The organism is Sphaerisporangium krabiense (assembly GCF_014200435.1).
Lineage (GTDB): Bacteria > Actinomycetota > Actinomycetes > Streptosporangiales > Streptosporangiaceae > Sphaerisporangium > Sphaerisporangium krabiense.
Genome location: NZ_JACHBR010000001.1, coordinates 3803452 through 3821943 on the forward strand (window position 1 = coordinate 3803452; position 18492 = coordinate 3821943).

At 72.8% G+C, this 18492-nt stretch carries 20 protein-coding genes; 12 read left to right on the forward strand and 8 right to left on the reverse strand.

The features are described 5' to 3' along the window. Positions 1-71: 71 nt before the first annotated feature. From hisN to aroA, 3 genes are read right to left on the reverse strand one after another with little or no spacing between them, the layout of a single operon-like run. Positions 72-857 (reverse strand): histidinol-phosphatase, encoded by a 786-nt coding sequence (gene hisN / locus BJ981_RS16855; RefSeq protein ID WP_184612277.1) that lies wholly within the window; start codon positions 855-857, stop codon positions 72-74. A 57-nt stretch (positions 858-914) separates the two neighbouring features. Beyond that, positions 915-1958, reverse strand: a complete 1044-nt coding sequence (gene rsgA / locus BJ981_RS16860) for a ribosome small subunit-dependent GTPase A (protein WP_372436896.1) — start codon at positions 1956-1958, stop codon at positions 915-917. Then, entirely contained in the window at positions 1928-3205 is a 1278-nt protein-coding gene (gene aroA, locus BJ981_RS16865; RefSeq protein WP_184612278.1) for a 3-phosphoshikimate 1-carboxyvinyltransferase, read from the reverse strand. Before aroA ends, rsgA begins: the two co-directional genes overlap by 31 nt. 148 nt (positions 3206-3353) lie before the next feature. Here aroA and BJ981_RS16870 point away from each other — a divergent pair, with 148 nt between their 5' ends. Both BJ981_RS16870 and BJ981_RS16875 read left to right on the forward strand, forming a co-directional pair. Beyond that, a complete protein-coding gene (locus BJ981_RS16870; RefSeq protein WP_184612279.1) occupies positions 3354-4109 on the forward strand; it encodes an SOS response-associated peptidase in 756 nt (251 codons plus the stop codon). Positions 4110-4296: 187 nt separating this feature from the next. Further along, the gene (locus tag BJ981_RS16875) at positions 4297-4629 is read left to right on the forward strand and encodes a TraR/DksA family transcriptional regulator (protein WP_184612280.1); all 333 of its coding nucleotides are present in this window, start codon (positions 4297-4299) and stop codon (positions 4627-4629) included. Positions 4630-4648: 19 nt separating this feature from the next. Here BJ981_RS16875 and BJ981_RS16880 read toward each other — a convergent pair whose 3' ends face one another. Beyond that, on the reverse strand, positions 4649-5395 hold the full coding sequence (locus BJ981_RS16880) for a class I SAM-dependent methyltransferase (RefSeq protein WP_184612281.1): 747 nt from the start codon (positions 5393-5395) through the stop codon (positions 4649-4651). Between the two features lie 235 nt (positions 5396-5630). Here BJ981_RS16880 and BJ981_RS16885 point away from each other — a divergent pair, with 235 nt between their 5' ends. From BJ981_RS16885 to BJ981_RS16915, 8 genes are all read left to right on the forward strand, one after another. Beyond that, on the forward strand, positions 5631-6236 hold the full coding sequence (locus BJ981_RS16885) for a sigma-70 family RNA polymerase sigma factor (protein WP_184616194.1): 606 nt from the start codon (positions 5631-5633) through the stop codon (positions 6234-6236). A 94-nt stretch (positions 6237-6330) separates the two neighbouring features. After that, complete coding sequence (gene rsrA / locus BJ981_RS16890; protein ID WP_184612282.1) at positions 6331-6597, forward strand: mycothiol system anti-sigma-R factor; 267 nt, start codon at positions 6331-6333, stop codon at positions 6595-6597. Positions 6598-6640: 43 nt separating this feature from the next. Further along, positions 6641-7573 (forward strand): NAD-dependent epimerase/dehydratase family protein, encoded by a 933-nt coding sequence (locus BJ981_RS16895; protein WP_184612283.1) that lies wholly within the window; start codon positions 6641-6643, stop codon positions 7571-7573. A 117-nt stretch (positions 7574-7690) separates the two neighbouring features. Continuing rightward, entirely contained in the window at positions 7691-7822 is a 132-nt protein-coding gene (locus BJ981_RS38215; RefSeq protein WP_260324653.1) for a hypothetical protein, read from the forward strand. Positions 7823-7854: 32 nt separating this feature from the next. Then, positions 7855-9210, forward strand: coding sequence for an HD-GYP domain-containing protein (locus BJ981_RS16900; RefSeq protein WP_184612284.1), 1356 nt, complete (start codon positions 7855-7857; stop codon positions 9208-9210). Continuing rightward, positions 9207-10487 (forward strand): HD-GYP domain-containing protein, encoded by a 1281-nt coding sequence (locus tag BJ981_RS16905; RefSeq protein ID WP_184612285.1) that lies wholly within the window; start codon positions 9207-9209, stop codon positions 10485-10487. The genes BJ981_RS16900 and BJ981_RS16905 overlap by 4 nt, the downstream gene beginning before the upstream one ends. A gap of 239 nt (positions 10488-10726) precedes the next feature. Next, positions 10727-12064 carry an acetyl-CoA carboxylase biotin carboxylase subunit gene (locus tag BJ981_RS16910; RefSeq protein ID WP_184612286.1) on the forward strand — a complete coding sequence of 446 codons (1338 nt, stop codon included), beginning with the start codon at positions 10727-10729 and terminating at the stop codon, positions 12062-12064. Between the two features lie 75 nt (positions 12065-12139). Beyond that, on the forward strand, positions 12140-12358 hold the full coding sequence (locus BJ981_RS16915) for a biotin/lipoyl-binding carrier protein (RefSeq protein WP_204070216.1): 219 nt from the start codon (positions 12140-12142) through the stop codon (positions 12356-12358). Positions 12359-12385: 27 nt separating this feature from the next. Here BJ981_RS16915 and BJ981_RS16920 read toward each other — a convergent pair whose 3' ends face one another. Further along, on the reverse strand, positions 12386-12766 hold the full coding sequence (locus BJ981_RS16920; protein WP_184612288.1) for a thioesterase family protein: 381 nt from the start codon (positions 12764-12766) through the stop codon (positions 12386-12388). 124 nt (positions 12767-12890) lie between these two features. Between BJ981_RS16920 and bsaP the strand changes: the two genes are divergently transcribed. Both bsaP and BJ981_RS16930 read left to right on the forward strand, forming a co-directional pair. Then, positions 12891-13073, forward strand: a complete 183-nt coding sequence (gene bsaP, locus BJ981_RS16925; RefSeq protein ID WP_239139195.1) for a biotin synthase auxiliary protein BsaP — start codon at positions 12891-12893, stop codon at positions 13071-13073. A gap of 130 nt (positions 13074-13203) precedes the next feature. Beyond that, positions 13204-14907 carry a serine/threonine-protein kinase gene (locus tag BJ981_RS16930; RefSeq protein WP_184612290.1) on the forward strand — a complete coding sequence of 568 codons (1704 nt, stop codon included), beginning with the start codon at positions 13204-13206 and terminating at the stop codon, positions 14905-14907. A gap of 105 nt (positions 14908-15012) precedes the next feature. On the opposite strand, the gene BJ981_RS16935 is transcribed toward BJ981_RS16930, so the two are convergent. The 3 genes from BJ981_RS16935 to bioD all read right to left on the reverse strand — a co-directional run bounded on the left by BJ981_RS16935 (position 15013) and on the right by bioD (position 18478). Beyond that, positions 15013-16659: an acetolactate synthase gene (locus BJ981_RS16935; protein ID WP_184612291.1), complete on the reverse strand. Its 1647-nt coding sequence runs from the start codon at positions 16657-16659 to the stop codon at positions 15013-15015. A 75-nt stretch (positions 16660-16734) separates the two neighbouring features. Next, positions 16735-17733: a biotin synthase BioB gene (gene bioB, locus BJ981_RS16940; RefSeq protein WP_184612292.1), complete on the reverse strand. Its 999-nt coding sequence runs from the start codon at positions 17731-17733 to the stop codon at positions 16735-16737. Positions 17734-17761: 28 nt separating this feature from the next. Continuing rightward, on the reverse strand, positions 17762-18478 hold the full coding sequence (gene bioD / locus BJ981_RS16945; RefSeq protein WP_184612293.1) for a dethiobiotin synthase: 717 nt from the start codon (positions 18476-18478) through the stop codon (positions 17762-17764). Positions 18479-18492: the final 14 nt, after the last annotated feature.

Consider the following 18492-nt stretch of genomic DNA (forward strand, 5'->3'; position numbering starts at 1 on the left):
GCAGCTGCTACCTCGACGACCGGGTCATCTCGCGTCCTCCGGACGAGCGCTGAGCCCCGCCGCGCGGGTGCTCATCCGCCCAGGCGCTTGAGCACCTCGGCGTGCAGCAGGGGGTTGGCGCACACCAGGCTGCCGCCGTCGACGTCCGCCGCGCCGGACAGGTCGGTCCAGACGCCGCCGGCCTCCTCGACGATCACGGTCAGCGCGGCCATGTCCCAGGGGGACAGCTCGGGCTCGGCCGAGATGTCGACCGCGCCCTCGGCGACCATCATGTGCGACCAGAAGTCGCCGTACGCGCGGGTGCGCCACACCGCGCGGGACAGGTCAAGGAACGCGTTCAGCCGTCCGAGCTCCTCCCAGCCGCCGAAGCTGGAGTAGGAGAACGAGGCGTCGGCCAGCCGGCCCACCGACGAGACCGCGCACCTGGTGGCCTTGGTGAGGCTCCGGCCCGTCCAGGCGCCGCCGTCGCGGGCCGCCCACCAGCGGCGTCCCAGCGCGGGGGCCGACACCACGCCGACGACCACCTTGTCGTCCTCCATCAGCGCGATCAGCGTGGCCCACACCGGCACGCCGCGCACGTAGTTCTTGGTGCCGTCGATGGGGTCGACCACCCAGCAGCGCGAGCCGTACCCGCTGGTCCTGCCCTTCTCCTCGCCGATGACGGCGTCGCGCGGACGGGCGCGGCGCAGTGTGCCGCGGATGGCCTCCTCGACCGCCTGGTCGGCGTCGCTCACCGGGGTCAGGTCCGGCTTGGTGTCGACCCGCAGGTCGACGGCCTTGAACCGGCGCATGGTGAGATCGTCGGCGCTGTCGGCCAGCATGTGCGCCAGACGCAGGTCGTCGGTATAGCCCGTCACACCGGAAACGGTACCGTGCCGCGGCCGCTTTCACCGGGCGTGCCCGGTTCCCGGGGTTCAGTCGTCGTCGGGCGCGCCGTCCCGGCTGGCGAGCAGGCGGCGCAGGGACGCGAGGCTCGCCGCGTCGGCGTGCCCCTCTTCCACCCAGGCGTCCAGCGCGCACTCCTCGCCCCGGTGGTTGCAGCCCTTGGGGCAGTTGACGGCGCCCTCGGCCAGGGCGGGGAAGGCCGCCAGCACGTTGTCGATCACGACGTGGCCCAGGCCGAAGCTGCGCACGCCCGGCGTGTCGATGATCCACCCGCCCGAGGGCAGCTCCAGCGCGACGGCGGAGCTGGAGGTGTGGCGTCCGCGCCCGGTGATGGCGTTGACGTGCGACACCGCGCGTCCGGCGTCGGGCACCAGGGCGTTGACCAGGGTCGACTTGCCCACTCCCGAATGGCCGACGAGCACGTTGAGGCGCCCGGCGAGCTTGGTGTGCAGCTCCTCCAGGTCGCCGCCCTTGCGCACGACGACGTACGGCACTCCGAGGGGCTCGTACCGCGCGACGAGCTCTTCGGGCGCGGCGAGGTCGGCCTTGGTCAGGCAGAGCAGGGGCTCGATCTCGGCGTCGAAGGCGGCGACGAGAAGCCGGTCGATCATGCGCGGCCGGGGCGGCGGGTCGGCGAGCGCGGTGACGATGACGAGCTGGTCGGCGTTGGCGACGATGGGACGCTCGACCTCGTCGGTGTCGTCGGCGCTGCGGCGCAGCATCGAGGTGCGGGGCTCGACCCTGACGATGCGCGCCAGCGTGTCGGTCGTGCCGGAGGTGTCGCCGACCAGGGCGACGCGGTCGCCCACGACCACGATGCCCTTGCGGCCGAGCTCGCGCGCCCGCATCGCCGTCACCTCGCGGGGGCGCTCGCGCCGCTTGCCGCGCCCCTCACCTTCGACGAGGCACGTGTAGCGGCCGCGGTCGACCGCCACGACGAAGCCCTCCACGGCGTCCTCGTGCGCGGGACGTATGCGGGTCCTCGGCCGCGACCCCTTGCCGGGCCTGACCCGCACGTCCTCCTCGTCGTACTCGCGTCTTCTCAGTGGCCCTCCCCCAGCATCCGCGCCCACATGCGGGCGAACTCGGGAAGGGTCTTGGCGGTGGTCGCGATGTCCTCGACCTGGACGCCGGGGACGGCCAGGCCGATCACCGCGCCGGCCGTGGCCATGCGGTGGTCGGCGTAGCTGTGGAACACCCCGGCGCGCAGCGGGCGCGGGGTGATGGCCAGGCCGTCCTCGGTCTCGGTGACCTCGCCGCCGAGCCCGTTGATCTCCGTGGCCAGCGCCGCCAGCCGGTCGGTCTCGTGCCCGCGCAGGTGCGCGACGCCGCGCAGCCTGCTGGGGGAGCCCGCGAGCGCGGCCAGCGCGGCGATGGCCGGCGTCAGCTCGCCGACGTCGTGCAGGTCGGCGTCGATGCCCTCCAGCCCGCCGCCGCCCGACACCTTCAGCCCCTCGGGCACGCGCGCGACCGTCCCGCCCATGCGGGCCAGCAGCTCGCGCAGCGCGTCGCCGCCCTGCGTCGTGCGCTCGGGCCAGTCGGGGATCGTGACCTCGCCGCCGGTGACCAGGGCCGCCGCGAGGAACGGCGCCGCGTTGGACAGGTCCGGCTCCACGACCACGTCGCGCGCGGAGATCGGGCCCGGCTCGACCCTCCAGACGTCGCGCTCGGAGTCGTCCACCTCGGCGCCCGCGGCGCGCAGCATCTGGACGGTCATCTCGATGTGGGGCATGGACGGCACGGGCGGCCCGGCGTGGCGGACGGTCACGCCCTTGGGGTAGCGGGGCCCGGCCAGCAGCAGGCCGGAGATGAGCTGGGAGGACGCCGAGGCGTCCAGCGTGACCTCGCCGCCGGTGATCGGCCCGCGCAGCGTGAACGGCAGCGCGTCGCCGTCCACCCGGGCGCCGAGCGCGCGCAGCGCGGCCAGGATCGGGCCCATGGGCCGGGTGCGGGCGTGCGGGTCGCCGTCGAAGGACACCTCGCCGTCGGCCAGCGCGGCGACGGGCGGGACGAAGCGCATCACCGTGCCGGCGAGCCCCACGTCGATCGACGCGCCGCCGCGCACCGGGCCGGGCTCCACGTGCCAGTCGGCGCCGGAGGCGGTGTCGTTCGAGGAGGTCAGCCGGGCGCCGAGGGACCGCAGGGCGGCGACCATGAGATCGGCGTCGCGGCTGCGCAGCGCGCGGCGCACGGTGCCGGGACCGGCGGCCAGCGCGGCGAGCAGCAGGGCGCGGTTGGTCACCGATTTGGACCCGGGCAGCCGGACGGCCGCGCGGACCGGGCCGGACGCCGCGGGCGCGGGCCACAGGGGAGCTGACATAGCTCCGAGCCTACCGGGAGCCCCCTGCCGCACGGGCTGACGCGCGGCCCCGCGGGCACGTCCCGGGCGGGAGGGACGGCCGAGGATAGGGGGTGCGGTTTCGTGGCCGGGGGGCGCGTGACGCGCGGTGGTGGGGCAGTCTATGGGCATGTGTGGCAGATACGCGTCGGCGCGCAAGCGTCAGGATTTGCTGGAGGAGTTCAAGGTCGACCTGGACGGCACGTCGCAGGAGCTGACCGCGGACTATAACGTCGCCCCCACCAAGAAGGTGTACGCGGTGCTCACCCGGCCGCAGGTCGCCGACGGTGAGAAGCCGGACGCGGGCCAGGAGGCCGTGCGTCAGCTCCGGGTGCTCAAGTGGGGCCTGGTGCCGGGCTGGGCCAAGGACCCCTCCATCGGATCCCGCCTGATCAACGCCCGGGTCGAGACGCTCACCGAGAAGCCCTCGTACCGCAAGGCGTTCGCGCAGCGCCGCTGCCTGCTGCCCGCCGACGGCTACTACGAGTGGTACCGGGCCGACAAGAAGACCAAGCAGCCCTATTTCATCCACCCGGCCGACGGCGGGGTGATGGCGATGGCGGGCCTGTACGAGTTCTGGAAGGACCGCACGCGCGCCGACGACGACCCGCTGAAGTGGCTCGTGACCTGCACCGTGATCACCACGGCCGCGGAGGACCACCTCGGGCGCATCCACGACCGCATGCCCGTCGTGATCCACGAGGACCGGTGGGACGAGTGGCTGGACCCGGCGCGCACCGACACCGGGGAGGTGCTCGAGATGCTGGCCTCCGCGCCGCCGAGCGGCCTGGTCGCCTATCCGGTGTCGAGCGAGGTGAACAGCGTCAGGAACAACGGGGCGCACCTCATCGAACGCGACGGATCCGAGGAGGCCTCTCTGTTCTAAGAGAAATGCCGCCCGCGTGAAAAGGCTGGGTAACACCGGTGTAAGAACCCGGCCGAATGGGCATCCGCTCAGGAAGCGATGACTCGCCGACGGAGGGTCACCGCCCACAGGATCCCAGAGCCAGGCGGGAGTTCCGGGGGATCCCGCCTACGGCCGTGCCCGTTTTCCTTCCCGGAGGTGCGGATTCGTGGACATCGCGACCGCTCGGACCCAGTTGCAGAGCATGCTCACCGAACTCGACCGGTCCATCAGGGTACTGCGGGGTGACCCCGTGACCGTAGGCGACAGGTCGGCGGCGGACGCCGGCTCCGCCCTCACCGACGCCGACCGCAGGCAGGCGATGATCGACGTGGCGACGCGCCAGCGCACGGCCGTGGTGGACGCGCTGAGGCGGCTCGACGCCGGCGACTACGGCCGGTGCGTGGACTGCGGCAAGCCCGTCCCCGAGGGCCGCCTGGCCGCGCGCCCGGAGGCCGCGCGGTGCGTGCAGTGCCAGTCGCGGCGCGAGCGGCGCCGCTGAGGGCCGGGCGGGGCGGCGCTCAGCCGGGCCTGCGGGCGCTCGCCACCAGATGGATCCCCACGGTGTCGTCGTCGTCCGGGTGCGCCTCGAGCTCGGTCCGCACCAGCCAGCTCAGCGCGCGGCCGTCGGCGGCGAGAACGTGGTCGACGGTGGACGGGGACAGCACCGTGCGGGGACGCACCCACTCGACCTCCAGGCCCGCGTCGGCGAGCAGCTCGCGAAGCTGCGCGCTGGAGAAGCAGCGGGTGATGCTGCCGTCCGGCCACGGGACCAGCATCACCTCGCCGGTCCCGGTCTGGCACAGGTGCGCCCAGTAGTTCTGCTCCGCCATGATCGCCATGCCGAGCACGAGCGAGTCCACGCACGTGAGCACCCGCCCGCCGGGCTTGAGCACGCGGGCGACGTCCTCGATCGTGGACTCGGCCATCAGCTCCAGCGACAGCGCGCGCTCCTCGGCGATCACCGCGTCGACGGAGGCGTCGGGAAGGAAGCCGAGGTCGTCGGCCCTGACCCTGCGGATCCTGTTGGAGGCGTCGCGCAGCCAGGGGTCGGGGGAGCGGCGGAAGTCCACCACCTCGATGACGCGGTGCCCGGCGCCCGCCGCCTGCACGGGCCAGCGGCCCCGCCCGCCGGACAGGTCCAGGATGAGGCACGGCCGCCGCGGCAGCCATCGCCTCAGCTGTTCCGCGACCACGGCGTGGTAAAAGGTCCAGTACGGACCGAGTGCGCCTGAGCCGTTCAGCTCGCTGGCTGGGATGGGCAGCACGCGTGGCTCCTGGACCGTCGGGGCACCGGGGCTGGCAATCGGCCGGTACGTATCTTTTTCCCCGTACCGGGTCGATCGTCACCTTCTACTTACCGGGAACAGATGCTATGCCTCGCGTGTTGCAGACGGGCGTAAACACGCGAGGAGGTTCCGTCCCATGCTGGTGGCCGAGGTCGCTGAGCGGTCGGCCGTAGGCGAGCCGGTATTCTCGGCTCCGTACGGTGCGTATAAGGGGGTGGGTCCGGTCTCCAAGACAGCGGAGGAGACTCTGGAGCAACGCAGCCAGCGGTTCGAGCGTGACGCCATGCCGTACCTCGACCAGCTGTACTCGGCCGCGCTCCGGATGACCAGGAATCCCGCGGACGCGGAGGACCTGCTTCAGGACACCTTCGCCAAGGCCTTCGGCTCGTTCCACCAGTTCCAGGAGGGAACGAACCTCAAGGCCTGGCTCTACCGCATCCTCACCAACACCTTCATCAACACCTACCGCAAGAAGCAGCGGGAACCCAAGCAGTCCGGCACCGAGGAGATCGAGGACTGGCAGCTCGCGCGCGCCGAGTCCCACACCTCGGGCGGCCTGAAGTCGGCCGAGGTGGAGGCGCTCGAGCACCTCCCGGACAGCGACGTCAAGGACGCGCTGGCCGCGCTCCCCGAAGATTTCCGTATCGCGGTGTACCTCGCCGATGTCGAGGGGTTCCCGTACAAGGAGATCGCCGACATCATGGGCACTCCCATCGGGACGGTCATGTCCCGTCTGCACCGCGGGCGGCGCCAGCTGCGGACGCAACTAGAGGACTACGCACGCGGACGCGGGCTTGTGCGATCGGAGGACCCGTCGTAATGGAGCGCGGGGACAGAGGGTACGGCGAGATGGGCGGAGGGGCCGTGCGGGACGGCCATGGGCTGGGCGCTGGCGCCCTTGAGGGGTGTCGGGCATGAGCTGTGGCAATCCGCACGACACCGACTGCAAAGAGGTCCTGGACCGTGTGTACACGTTCCTGGACGGCGAGCTGGACGAGCGCAGGCGGTCGGACATCAGCCAGCACCTGGACGAGTGCGGCCCTTGCCTCGAAGAGTACGGCCTGGAGAAGGTCGTCAAGCAGTTGATCGCCAAGCACTGCGGGTGCGACCCGGTGCCCGAGGAGCTGCGCTCGAAGGTGCTCCAGCGCATCGAGGCGGTCCGGGCCGAACTGGCCGAGTAGGGGGCTCCGCCTGGCCCGCGCGCCGATCGCCTAGGATTCCGGGGTGCGCGTACTCGTGACCGGCGGTGCCGGGTTCATCGGCTCCACCCTCGTGGACCGGCTGCTGGCCGACGGGCACGAGGTGGCCGTCGTGGACGATTTCTCCTCCGGAGACCACGCCAACCTCGCCGCCGCCGGCGCCAGCCCGAGGTTCACGCTGGCCGAGCTCGACGTCAGGGACGCCGGGCTGGGCGAGATGGTGACACGATGGCGCCCCGAGGTGGTCTGCCACCTCGCCGCCCAGATCAGCGTGCGCGCCAGCGTCGCCGATCCCGCGCACGACGCCCGGATCAACGTCGAGGGCACGGTCAACGTGCTCGAGGCCGCCCGCCTGGCCGGGGCGCGGAAGGTCGTGCACACCTCCTCGGTGGCCGTCTACGGCCGCCCGGACGTGATCCCGGTGCCGGGGGACGCCCGGCCGGACCCGAGGTCGCCGTACGCGGCCTCCAAGCTGGCCGGCGAGGTCTACCTTTCCATGTACCGCGCCCTGCACGGCCTGCAGGGCACCACGCTCGTGCTGTCCAACGTCTACGGCCCCCGGCAGTCGCCGCAGGGCGAGGCGGGGGTCGTCTCGATCTTCACCGACGCCCTGCTGCGCGGCGCCCCGACCGTGGTCTACGGCGACGGCACGCAGACCCGCGACTACATCTTCGTCGAGGACGTCGTGGACGGCTTCGCGCGCGCCTGCGGTCCCGAGGGCGACGGCCATCGGTTCAACCTCGGCACGGGCGTGCGGACGACCGACCGGGAACTGCACACGCTCGTCGCCGCCGCGGCCGGAGCGCCCGACGCGCCCGGCTTCGCGCCCGCCCGGCTCGGCGACCTTCCCGCCATGGCCGTCGACCCCGCGCCCGCGCTCGCCGGCCTCGGCTGGCGTCCGCGCACCGACCTTCTCGCCGGGCTCAAGACCACCGTCGAGTGGGCTAGATCACGTTAGCTACGGGTAGTGGTTTGATTACGCTTTGGATGCGATTCTTCGACTTCCCCTACGGGTCCGCACGCGTTCTGTAGCCTGAAGCCGGACTCGATGGGGAGGCGGCACATGGTGAAGGCAATGGCCACACGCATGGTGGCGGCCATGACGATCGGCTGCTGCGCGGGCGCCCTGGCCGTGGTGGTCCTGGCCGCGCTCGTGGTCGTCTCGGGAGGCGCGGCGCAAGCCCCCACAGGCATCTCCTGGATCTGAGCGCGTGCCCGTGACGGCCCTGGGCGGCCGCGGTGCGTGAGCTTCCGTGGCCGGCGAAAATCTATCTGGCCGCCGTGGTGGCGGTCGCCGCCGGGCTGATCGTGCGGGGCCTGGTCGTCTCCGAGCCGCTGGGCGAGCACGAGTGGCCCACGTTGCTGGTGCTCGCGTTGCTCTTCCTGGTCTGCGAGTCGGTGCCCACGCTGCTGAACGTCCAGCAGGCGGCCATGTCGGTCAGCTTCTCGGCCGCGCTCGCCGCGGTGGTGCTGGTGGGCGGGGCGGGCGCGGCGCTGGTCGGCGCGACGGCGGTGCTGAGCGTCCGGCCGGGCCTGCCGATCCACAAGCGGCTGTTCAACGGCGCGCAGTTCGCCCTGTGCGGCTACGCGGCCGGGTGGGTGTTCGAGGCGCTGGGCGGCCACCGTCCGGTCGTGGGCGACAACCGTTTCACCGACCTGCTCGGCCCGTTCATGGGCGCGGCGGCGGTGTTCGTCCCGCTCAACTTCGTGCTGTTCGCCGTCATGCTCTCGCTGGCCGGGCAGCTGCGCACCGAAGAGGTGCCGCTGCGCGGCCTGCTGCAGTTCTTCATCTCCTACCTGGGCTACGCCACGTTCGGCCTGCTGATCGCCGGGCTGTGGGCCACGGTCCAGTCGATCTCCGCGGTGCTGGTGCTGCTGCCGCTGTTCATCGCCCGGTGGGCCTTCGGGCAGTACCTGGCCCAGCAGCGCTCCTATGACGCCACCATCGCCGCCCTGTGCCAGGCCGTCGAGACCAAGGACTATTACACGCGCGGCCACTGCACGCGGGTGTCGGCGGCCTCCACCATGATCGCCCAGGAGATCGGCATGCGGCCCGAGCGCATGCGGGCCATCGGCTACGCGGGCATGCTGCACGACGTCGGCAAGCTCGGCGTGCCCACCAAGGTCCTGCAGAAGGAGGGCCGTCTCACCGAGGAGGAGCTGGCCGCCATCCAGTTGCACCCGATGCGCGGCCTGGAGATCGTCCGGGGCATCGACTTCCTGGACGAGGCGTTCGCCGGCATCATGCACCACCACGAGCGCCAGGACGGCCGAGGTTACCCCATGGGGCTGGCCGGGGCCGAGATCCCCGAGTTCGCCCGCATCATCGCGGTGGCCGACGCCTTCGACTCGATGACCTCCGACCGCGCCTACCGCAAGGCCAAGTCCATCGAGGAGGCGGTGGCCGAGCTGCGCAAACAGGCGGGCACCCAGTTCGACCCCGTCATGGTCAGCGCGTTCATCCGCTCCCTGGACCGTCAGGGGTGGGATCCTCCGGGCAAGGTCGCGGCGCCCAAGGCCGACGAGGTCGTCGTGACCGTCGTCAAGGACCACGACGACCCGACCACGCCCATCGAAGTGGTGTCCGAGCGGTGACGACGGCATCACGGCCCCTCCACGGGCTCGACTCAGGCGGCCTGCTGCTGATCTGCGCCGCGGGCCTGGTCACCCTGGCCGGCATCGCCTACACCGCCGCCGTCGGCCTGGTCGACCCCCAGGTCGCCGTGGCGTTCGGCGTGCTGGTCGCGGCGGGCGAGCTGGCCCGGCTCACCATGCCGGGCAACCGCGAGGTCGCCCCCATCGGCGCCGCCGCCGCGCTCGGGTACACCTTGCTGCTGGACGTCGGCGGCCAGCCCGCCCGCCACTCGGCGCTGCAGGTCGTCGCGGTCATGTCGGCGGGCATGGTGCTCGGCGCGCTGCCCCACCTCGCCGTCGGCAGGCCGCCCCAGCCCGACGCCATCGCGCGCCGCCTGCTGTCGGGCGCCCTGCTCGCCTTCGCCTACCGCCCGCTGGCCTCGACGCTGTACGCCACCACCGGCAACGGCCAGGGCACGTGGTGGGCCGTGCTCGGCGTCATGGCCATGCTCATCGTGGGCATGCTGGCGGCCGACGTCGTCATCGCCGCGCTGCTGCGGGCCGCGCAGGTCCGCACGGCCTTCCGCGTCGCCATCCGCGACGAGCTGCGCATGGCCGCGCCGCTCGGCGCCGCGGTCGCCGCGTCCGGCACCCTGCTGGCCCTGGCCTCCCACAGCATGAACCTCGCCGCGCTCGTCGTCTTCGCCGCGCCGCTGCTGGTCACCCAGGTCGCCTTCCGCAAGTACGCCGGGATCCGCGCCACCTACCTGCAGACCGTCCGCGCGCTCGCCCGGGTCACCGAGGTCGGCGGGTACGTGGAGCCGGGCCACTCGCGCCGGGTCAGCCGCCTGGCGGTCGCCATCGGCCGTGAGCTCGGCATGGCCGAACCCGAGCTGCTGGAGCTGGAGTACGCCGCGCTGATGCACGACATCGGCCAGCTCTCGCTGCGCGACCCCATCCCCGGCGGCGCGACCGTCCTCACCGACGCCAAGACCGCGCGCAGCATCGCCGAGCTGGGGGCCGAGGTCATCAGGAAGACCGGCGTGCTGGACCGGGTGGCCGACATCGTCCGCCACCAGATGGACCCGTTCGACGGCCCGGACACCCCGCCGCTGGCCAGCCGCATCATCAAGGCGGCCAACGCCTACGACGACCTGGTGGGCGGCTCCACCGACCGCGACCGCGCGGCGGCGGCCCTGGAGCGGCTGCGGCTCGACGGCGGGGACGAGTACGATCCCGCGGTGGTGGAGTCGCTGGCCAAGATCGTGGACCGGCCGGCTCCCGCCAACCGTCTCTGACGCCCCGGGTTTCCGCTTTCTCACAGGCGGCGGGCCCGCGTGTGACCTGGCTCCCCGCCGCTCGCACCCCTTCCTTGCAGGGCTTTTACCGTGCCCGGCGGGTCCGCGGACGCGGGGTGTCGGCCCGCCGTGATTGTAGGGTTCCCACAGATGGGACACGGGGGATCGGTGGTTTCGCGCGAGGGGCCGGGAGAACGATCCGGCCATAGGGTGGTGATCCATCGAAGGGAGTGCGGCCGATGTTCGACAGCGTTCTTGTGGCCAACCGCGGGGAGATCGCACGGCGGATCATCCGCACCGTCAAGGCCATGGGCCTGCGCGCCATCGCCGTGCACTCCGACGCCGACGCCGACCTGCCCTTCGTCGCCGAGGCCGACGACGCCTATGCGCTCGGCCCCGCCGCGCCCGCCCAGAGCTACCTCGACATCGCCAGGGTGCTCGAAGCCTGCCGCGCGACCGGCGCGCGGGCCGTCCACCCGGGGTACGGCTTCCTGGCGGAGAACGCCGCCTTCGCCCGCGCGGTCGGCGAGGCGGGGCTGGTGTGGATCGGCCCTTCCCCGGACGCGATCGCGCGCATGGGCGACAAGATCAACGCGCGGAACCTCATGGAGCGCGCCGGTGTGCCGGTGGCGGCGGGCACGCGCGAGCCGGTGACCGACCGGGACGGGGCCCTGGCCGCGGCGGCCCTGATCGGCTATCCGGTCATGGTGAAGACCGCCGGGGGCGGTGGCGGCATCGGCATGGGCGTGGCCCGCGACGACGCGGGGCTGGTCCGGGCCTTCGACACCGCCGCGCGTGCCGCCGAGCGCTTCGGCGGCGGGGCGGCCATCCTGCTGGAGCGCTTCGTCGAGCGGGCCCGCCACGTCGAGGTGCAGATCCTCGGCCTCGCCGACGGCACCGTGCTGGCCCTCGGCGAGCGCGACTGCTCGGTGCAGCGCCGCCACCAGAAGGTCGCCGAGGAGGCGCCCTCGCCCGGCGTCACGCCCGAGCTGCGCGCCCGCATGCTCGCCGCCGCCGTGCGCGCCGGGGAGGCCGTCGGTTACCGGGGCGCGGGCACGGTCGAGTGCCTGGTCGACGCCGACCGGCAGGACTTCGTGTTCCTGGAGATGAACACCCGGCTCCAGGTCGAGCACCCGGTCACCGAGCTGGTCACCGGCATCGACCTGGTCGAGCAGCAGCTTCTCGTCGCCGCGGGCGAGCCCGCCACGGCCGGCGGGGTCGTCGAGCCGCGCGGGCACGCCCTCGAGCTGCGGGTCTACGCCGAGGATTCCCGGCGGTTCCTGCCCGGGCCCGGGAAGATCGACGTGTGGGAGGAGCCGGTCGGCCCCGGCATCCGCCTCGATTCCGGATATGTCGCCGGAAATACGGTCACACCCTTCTACGATCCTTTGATGGCGAAGCTGTGCGTCCACGGCGCCGACCGGGCCGAGGCCCTGGACCGGGCCCGCGCGGCCGTGGCCGCCTTCCGCGTCGAAGGTCCCAAGAGCAACCTCGCGTTCTGCGCGGAGCTCCTGGACAACGCCGAGTTCGCCGCGGGCGACTACGACACCGGCCTCGTCGCCCGCATGCGCGCGTGACGCCGAGGCCGACCGCGCCGCGGCGAGGGACGCGGCCGGGGCCATATGAAGATCATTGAAAAAGGGGAGTTTGTGGTGGCGGAAGTACGTGCGGAGATGGTGGCGAACGTCTGGAAGGTCGTCGTGGCCGAGGGGGACGCCGTGAACGAGGGGGACACGCTCGTCATCCTGGAGTCGATGAAGATGGAGATCCCGGTCCTGGCCGAGGACTCCGGCGTCGTCACCGGCCTCAAGGTCTCCGAGGGCGACGTGATCCAGGAGGGCGACCTCATCGCCGTCATCGACCCGTCGTGAGCGCCGGGCCGCCCCGGGCCGGGCGGCTCAGCCGGACAGGCCGGACAGGAAGCGCTCACGGTCGACCACCACCCGCTCGATGGTGGCCGTGGCGACCGTCCGCCTCCCGTCCCGGGCGGTGACCTCGAAGACCAGGCGCCTGCCGTCCACCTCGGCGAGCTCCGCCACCACCTCGACGTGCGCGCCCACCGGGCTGGCCGCCCGGTGCTCCAGCGTCACCTTCGTGCCGACCGACGTCTGCCCGGGGGCGAGGTGGTCCTGGACGGCCCGCACGGTCGCGGCCTCGGCGAAGGCCAGCAGCCGCGGCGTGCCGAGCACCGGCACGTCACCGCTTCCCACCCTCATGGCGGTGTCGCTCCGCTCGACCATGAACACCAGCTCGGCGCGCAGCCCGCGATCGATCGTCATGGGCGCCAGCCTAGGCGGACGGCCCCTTGCGGGGGTCTGGGAGGCCGGGTGTGCCTTCACGCCTTCTGGCACCACCTTGACCGGATGACGGCCTTGACGGAGAACGATGCAATACGCTTCTCGCGTGAGCCCCTACTGCGACCACTGCGGACGCCTCGGCGACGACGGCGACCACTCCGCGTGCCGCACCGCGCGGCTCATGGAGCCACCTCGCTACTGCGCGGCCTGTCGCCGCAGGCTCGTGGTGCAGGTGACCCCGCGAGGCTGGTCCGCCCGTTGCGTCGAACACGGCGTGACGACCGACTGACACCCTGGCGCGAGCACAGTGAAATCAGAGCTTTGTGATACTTCCGTGACCTCGGCGCGACACAAGTCCGCTTTGTTGGAGAACTCCGGGGTGGCGTCGGGTTACATGGATTGGGGTTAGCGGGGGAGACATGGTGGCCCAAGGGACCACGCTGGCGGGACGTTATCGTCTGGACGTCCGCATCGGCGCCGGCGGCATGGGCGAGGTCTGGCGCGGGGAGGACACGGTCCTCGCGCGCACCGTCGCGGTCAAGGTGCTGTTACCAGGACGCATGGACGACCCGGGCTTCGCCGCGCGCTTCCAGGGGGAGGCCCGCGCGATGGCGACGATCAACCACCCGGGCGTGGTGGACGTCTACGACTACGGCGTGAGCGACGTCCCCGGAGCCGGTCCCACCGCCTACCTGGTGATGCGGTTCGTCGACGGCGAGCCCCTCGACCGCCTGCTCACCCGGCTGGTCCGCATCGGCGCCGAGCCCGCCATGGAGCTCATCGCCCAGGCCGCCTCGGCCCTGCAGGCCGTCCACGACAAGGGGATCGTCCACCGCGACGTCAAGCCGGGCAACCTGCTGGTCCGCCCGGACGGCACCCTCGTGCTCACCGACTTCGGCATCGCCCGCGCCGACGCCGGCCACCGGCTGACCGACGCCGGCATGGTGCTCGGCACCGCCGCCTACTGCGCCCCCGAGCAGGCCGAGGGCCGGCCGGTCACGCCCGCCGTGGACCTGTACGCGCTCGGCGTGGTGGCCTACGAGTGCCTGGCCGGGCAACGTCCCTTCGACGGGGACAGCCCGGTGACGATCGCGCTCAAGCACATCCGCGAGGAGCCGCCGCCGCTGCCGTCCGACGTGCCCCCCTCCGTCCGGCACGTGGTGGAACGCGCCCTCGCCAAGGACCCCGAGCGCCGGTGGCACAGCGCGGCCGAGATGAGCATGGCGGCCCGGCAGGCGCTGTTGCAGGACACCGGCAGCTCGGCCGCGGTGTCCGGGCTGACCGGCATGATCGCCTTTCCCGGCGGCGCCGCCCCGCAGGCCGGGCCCGCCGGGGTCCACGGCGCGCCGGGCCCCTACCTGGCCACGCCGGAGACCGGCGCCCACCTGGGCGTCCCCGCCGGGGGCACGCCCCCGCCGTACATCATGCCGACCGCCGCGTCCCCCGCCGCCGCGCCGGCCACCAGCGCCGCGCCCGCGCCCCCACCGGGGCGGCGGGGCACGCGCGGGCGCCGGGCCGCCGCCGGGCGCGGCGCCAGGCCCGGGCTGATCGTCGGCGTCGTCGCCGCGGGCGCCCTGCTCGGCGGGCTGGGCGCCGTGGCGTTCAACCAGCTCGTGAGCCAGAACGCGGCCGCGGGCGTCAACCCCTTGACGTCCCCCACGGTCGCGGACGCCTCCTCGCCGCCGACCAAGGTGTCGCGCACGCCCAAGCCCTCGCCGAGCCCTACGCACTCGCAGCCGGTGACCCCGCCGAAGACCTCCGAGCCCAGCGAGTCGCCCAGCACGTCGGAGCCGTCGCCGTCCCCCACCAAGACCCGCTCCCCGTCGCCGAGCGCCTCGCCGAGCAAGCCGGCGCCCAAGAAGGACGTGCCCGGGGTGATCAACCTGACCGAGGCCCTGGCCAAGACCAAGCTGCAGGCGGCCGGCTTCAAGGTCAGCGTGGACATCTACGGCGACCCCAGCGACGAGGGATGCACGCGCGTGCTCGACCAGTTGCCGAGAGCGGGCGCCTCGTGGCCGGTGAACAAGCCCGTCACGATCGTGGTCGCGCAGGGCATCGACTGCGGGGGCGAGCCCAGCCCGTCCCCGACGCCGACGCCGTCCCCCTCGCCGACCGCTCCCTGAGCCCCTCCAGACGGCCGCGGGCCCCGTCACCGGGCTTCCTGCCTTCCGGCCTGAGATCGTACGGGCCTGAACGATCTCAGGCCCGTACGCGGGCGTTCCCCGGGGTCAGATGCCGGTGGTGTTGCGGGGGTAGGCGATGGCCGGGTCGGTGGCGATGTTCACCAGGTACGGCACGCCGGAGTCGAACGCGCGGCGCAGCGCGGGCCCGATCTCGTCCGGTGAGGTGACCAGCTCGCCGCCGCCGCCGAGCGCCGTCACGACCTGGTCGTATCGGCACTGCGGCTGCAGCTCGGCGGCGACGTCGTAGCCGTACAACATCTGCATGGGGTGCTTCTCCAGGCCCCAGATGCCGTTGTTGCCGCAGATCATCACCACCGGCAGGCGGTGGCGCACCAGCGTGTCGACGTCCATGAGCGAGAAGCCGGCGGCGCCGTCGCCGAGCAGCAGCACGACCTGCGAGGACGGGCGCGCGATGCGGGCGGCGATGGCGTAGCCGAGCCCGGTGCCGAGGCAGCCGTAGGGGCCGGGGTCCAGCCAGCAGCCGGGCCTGCGGGGCTCGACGTACTTGCCGGCGTAGGACACGAAGTCGCCGCCGTCGCCGATCACCACGGCGTCGTCGGCGAGCAGGCGGTTCAGCTCGCCGTAGATGCGCATCGGGTGGATCGGGTCGGCGCCGGACTCCAGCAGCGCGGTGTCGCCCGCGACGGCCTCGGCCGCCGCCTCACCGAGCCGGGTCAGCCAGGGCGCGTACGACTTCGGCGACACCCCGGCCTCGCCGCAGGCCGACTGCAGGCCCCAGAACACCAAGGACAGGTCCCCGGCTGTGGCGGCGGCCGTGCCGATGTGGCCGGCGAGCTGGGAGGGGGCGTCGGCGAGGTGGACGACCTTGGCGAGCGGCGCGCCGTCCCTGCCGCCGAAGAAGCCGTAGCCGAGCCGGAAGTCGAGTGGGGCGCCCGCCACGATGACCAGGTCGGCCTGCGAGAACGCCGTGCCGCGCGCCCGGGTGACCAGCAGCTCGTGCCCGGCGGGCAGGATGCCGCGCCCCTGGCCGTTGGGGATCACCGGCAGGCGGTAGGCCTCGGCGAAGTCGCGGGCGGCCTCCTCGGCCCGGTCCATCCAGACGTCGGAGCCCAGCACGAGCACCGGGCGCTCGGCCGCGGCGAGCAGCCGCGCGATCTCCGACAGCGCGCCGGCGTCGGGTTCGAGCGGGGAAGGAGTCAGCGTCTCGGCCTCGTGCGCGGGCGAGGGCGAGAACAGGTGGTCCATGTAGAAGTCGAGGAACACCGGGCCGCGGTGCGGGGCGATCGCCGTGCGGAAGGCCATCTCGACGTCCTGGCCGACCGAGTCCGCGCCGCCCGCCGTGAAGGCCAGCTTGGTGATCGTCTCGAACAGCGGCGGGTGGTCCATCTCCTGGAGCGCGCCCGACCCCCACCGCGACTGCGGGGCGCGGCCGCCCATGACCACGACCGGGGAGCCGTTGAAGTGGGCGGTCGCCACGCCGCTGACGCCGTTGGTGATGCCGGGACCCGCGGTCAGCACCGCGAGCCCCGGCCGCCGCGTCAGGCGGGCCGTCGCCTCGGCGGCGAACACGGCGCTCTGCTCGTGCCGCACGTCGACGATCCGCATGTCCTCGTGGACGGCCCCGTCGTACAACGGGAAGACGTGGCCGCCCGACAGGGTGAACATGACCTCGGCGCCATATGCTCGTGAGACGGCGACCGCGACGTCGCCGGCGTGCTTTGCAGACTCCATGTCGTGAACTTACCTTCTCCGTCCCCTGTCAATCCTTGAGCGGGCGTCCTACCTGCTCAGAGGCTGACTCTAGGGTCACAGAGCCTGCGACAGGGCCTTGATCGGCATCTTGAGCTCGTCCAGGAGCGCCAGGTCGCTGTCGGCGCTCCGGCCGAGCGTGGTGAGGTAGTTGCCGATGATGATCGCGTTGATGCCGCCGAGCATGCCCTCGCGGGTGCCCATGTCGCCGAGGGTGAGCTCGCGCCCGCCCGAGTACCGCAGGATCGTGCGCGGCAGCGCGAGCCGGAACGTGGCGATCGTCTTCAGCGCCTCGCGGCCCTCGACCAGGGGGTAGGACTCGAACGGCGTGCCCGGGCGGGGGTTGAGGAAGTTCAGCGGGACCTCGTCGGGTCCCAGCTCGCCGAGCTGGCCGGCGAACTCGGCCCGCTGCTCGCGGGTCTCGCCCATGCCGATGATGCCGCCGCAGCACAGCTCCATGCCGGCCGCGCGGACCATCTCGCACGTCTGCCAGCGCTCCTCCCAGGTGTGGGTGGTCACGACGTGCCCGAAGTGGGAGCGCGCGGTCTCCAGGTTGTGGTTGTAGCGGTGCACGCCCATCTCGGCGAGCTCGTCCACCTGGGTCTGGGTGAGCATGCCGAGCGAGCAGGCGACGTTGATCTCGACGGCCTCGCGGATGGCCTTGACGCCCTCGCGGACCTGGTCCATCAGCCGCTGGTCCGGCCCGCGCACGGCGGCGACGATGCAGAACTCGGTGGCGCCGGTCGCGGCCGTCTCGACGGCCGACTTCACCAGGGAGGGGATGTCCAGCCACACCGAGCGGACGGGGGAGGTGAACTGTCCCGACTGGGAGCAGAAGTGGCAGTCCTCCGGGCAGCCGCCGGTCTTGAGCGAGATGATCCCTTCCACCTCGACCTCCGGGCCGCACCACTTCATGCGCACCTCGTGGGCCAGCGCGAGCAGCTCGGAAAGGCGGTCGTCCGGCAGTTCCAGGCATCGCAAGGCCTGGTCGGCGGAGAGCCCGCGACCTTCTTCGAGTACCTGAACCCGGGCGATCTCCAGAATGTCCATACTCATCGGGCGTGTGGCTCCCTTGTCGGTTGATTCACAGACTAAGGGTTGCCCGGAAGCGAGAAGGGTCGAACCCGCCGCCGAGCAGGGACCCCAGTCCCCGATGGGCCACGCGGGCGAAGGCGTCGCGGTCCAGCGCGCCCGCGCCCTCGGGGAGCGCGCCGGCGAGCGGACGGGCGGCCAGCGTCTCCAGGTCGCAGACGTTGCAGCGTTCCGCAAGGTCCGGCTCGCTCGGCCACGCGCCGATGACCACGCCCGCCAGGTCCAGGCCGCGGCCGGCGAGCGCCTCCAGCGTCAGCGCCGTGTGGTTCAGGGTGCCGAGACCGGCGGCGGCCACGACCAGGACGGGGGCGCGCAGCCGGCGGGCCAGGTCGGCGATGGTGGCGCCGTCCTCGTCGAAGCGGACCAGCAGGCCGCCCGCGCCCTCGACCAGCACCAGCCGGTGCGTCCGCGCGAGCTCGTCCACGCGGTCGGCGGCCTCGGCCAGGGACACCGGCGCGAGCCCGGACACGCGGGCCGCGGCGGCCGGGGACAGCGGGTCGGGATAGCGGGCGAACTCGAACGTCGTGGTGACGCCGGACAGGCGGATGATCTCGTCCAGATCGCCGGGCTCCCCGGGTGCGACGCCGGTCTGGGCGGGTTTGACCACCGCGACGGGCACGTCGCGCGCCAAGGCCAGCGCGGCGAGGGCCGCGGTCACGACGGTCTTGCCCACGCCGGTGCCGGTGCCGGTGACCACCAGGACGCTCACCGGCACCACCCTAG

Coding starts and splice junctions, on each gene's coding strand:
- aroA (WP_184612278.1), bottom strand. CDS start 3,205: ATGTCAGCTCCCCTGTGGCCCGCGCCCGCGGCGTCCGGCCCGGTCCGC.
- BJ981_RS16870 (WP_184612279.1), top strand. CDS start 3,354: ATGTGTGGCAGATACGCGTCGGCGCGCAAGCGTCAGGATTTGCTGGAG.
- rsrA (WP_184612282.1), top strand. CDS start 6,331: ATGAGCTGTGGCAATCCGCACGACACCGACTGCAAAGAGGTCCTGGAC.
- BJ981_RS38215 (WP_260324653.1), top strand. CDS start 7,691: ATGGCCACACGCATGGTGGCGGCCATGACGATCGGCTGCTGCGCGGGC.
- BJ981_RS16910 (WP_184612286.1), top strand. CDS start 10,727: ATGTTCGACAGCGTTCTTGTGGCCAACCGCGGGGAGATCGCACGGCGG.
- BJ981_RS16920 (WP_184612288.1), bottom strand. CDS start 12,766: ATGACGATCGATCGCGGGCTGCGCGCCGAGCTGGTGTTCATGGTCGAG.
- BJ981_RS16930 (WP_184612290.1), top strand. CDS start 13,204: ATGGTGGCCCAAGGGACCACGCTGGCGGGACGTTATCGTCTGGACGTC.
- BJ981_RS16935 (WP_184612291.1), bottom strand. CDS start 16,659: ATGGAGTCTGCAAAGCACGCCGGCGACGTCGCGGTCGCCGTCTCACGA.
- bioB (WP_184612292.1), bottom strand. CDS start 17,733: ATGAGTATGGACATTCTGGAGATCGCCCGGGTTCAGGTACTCGAAGAA.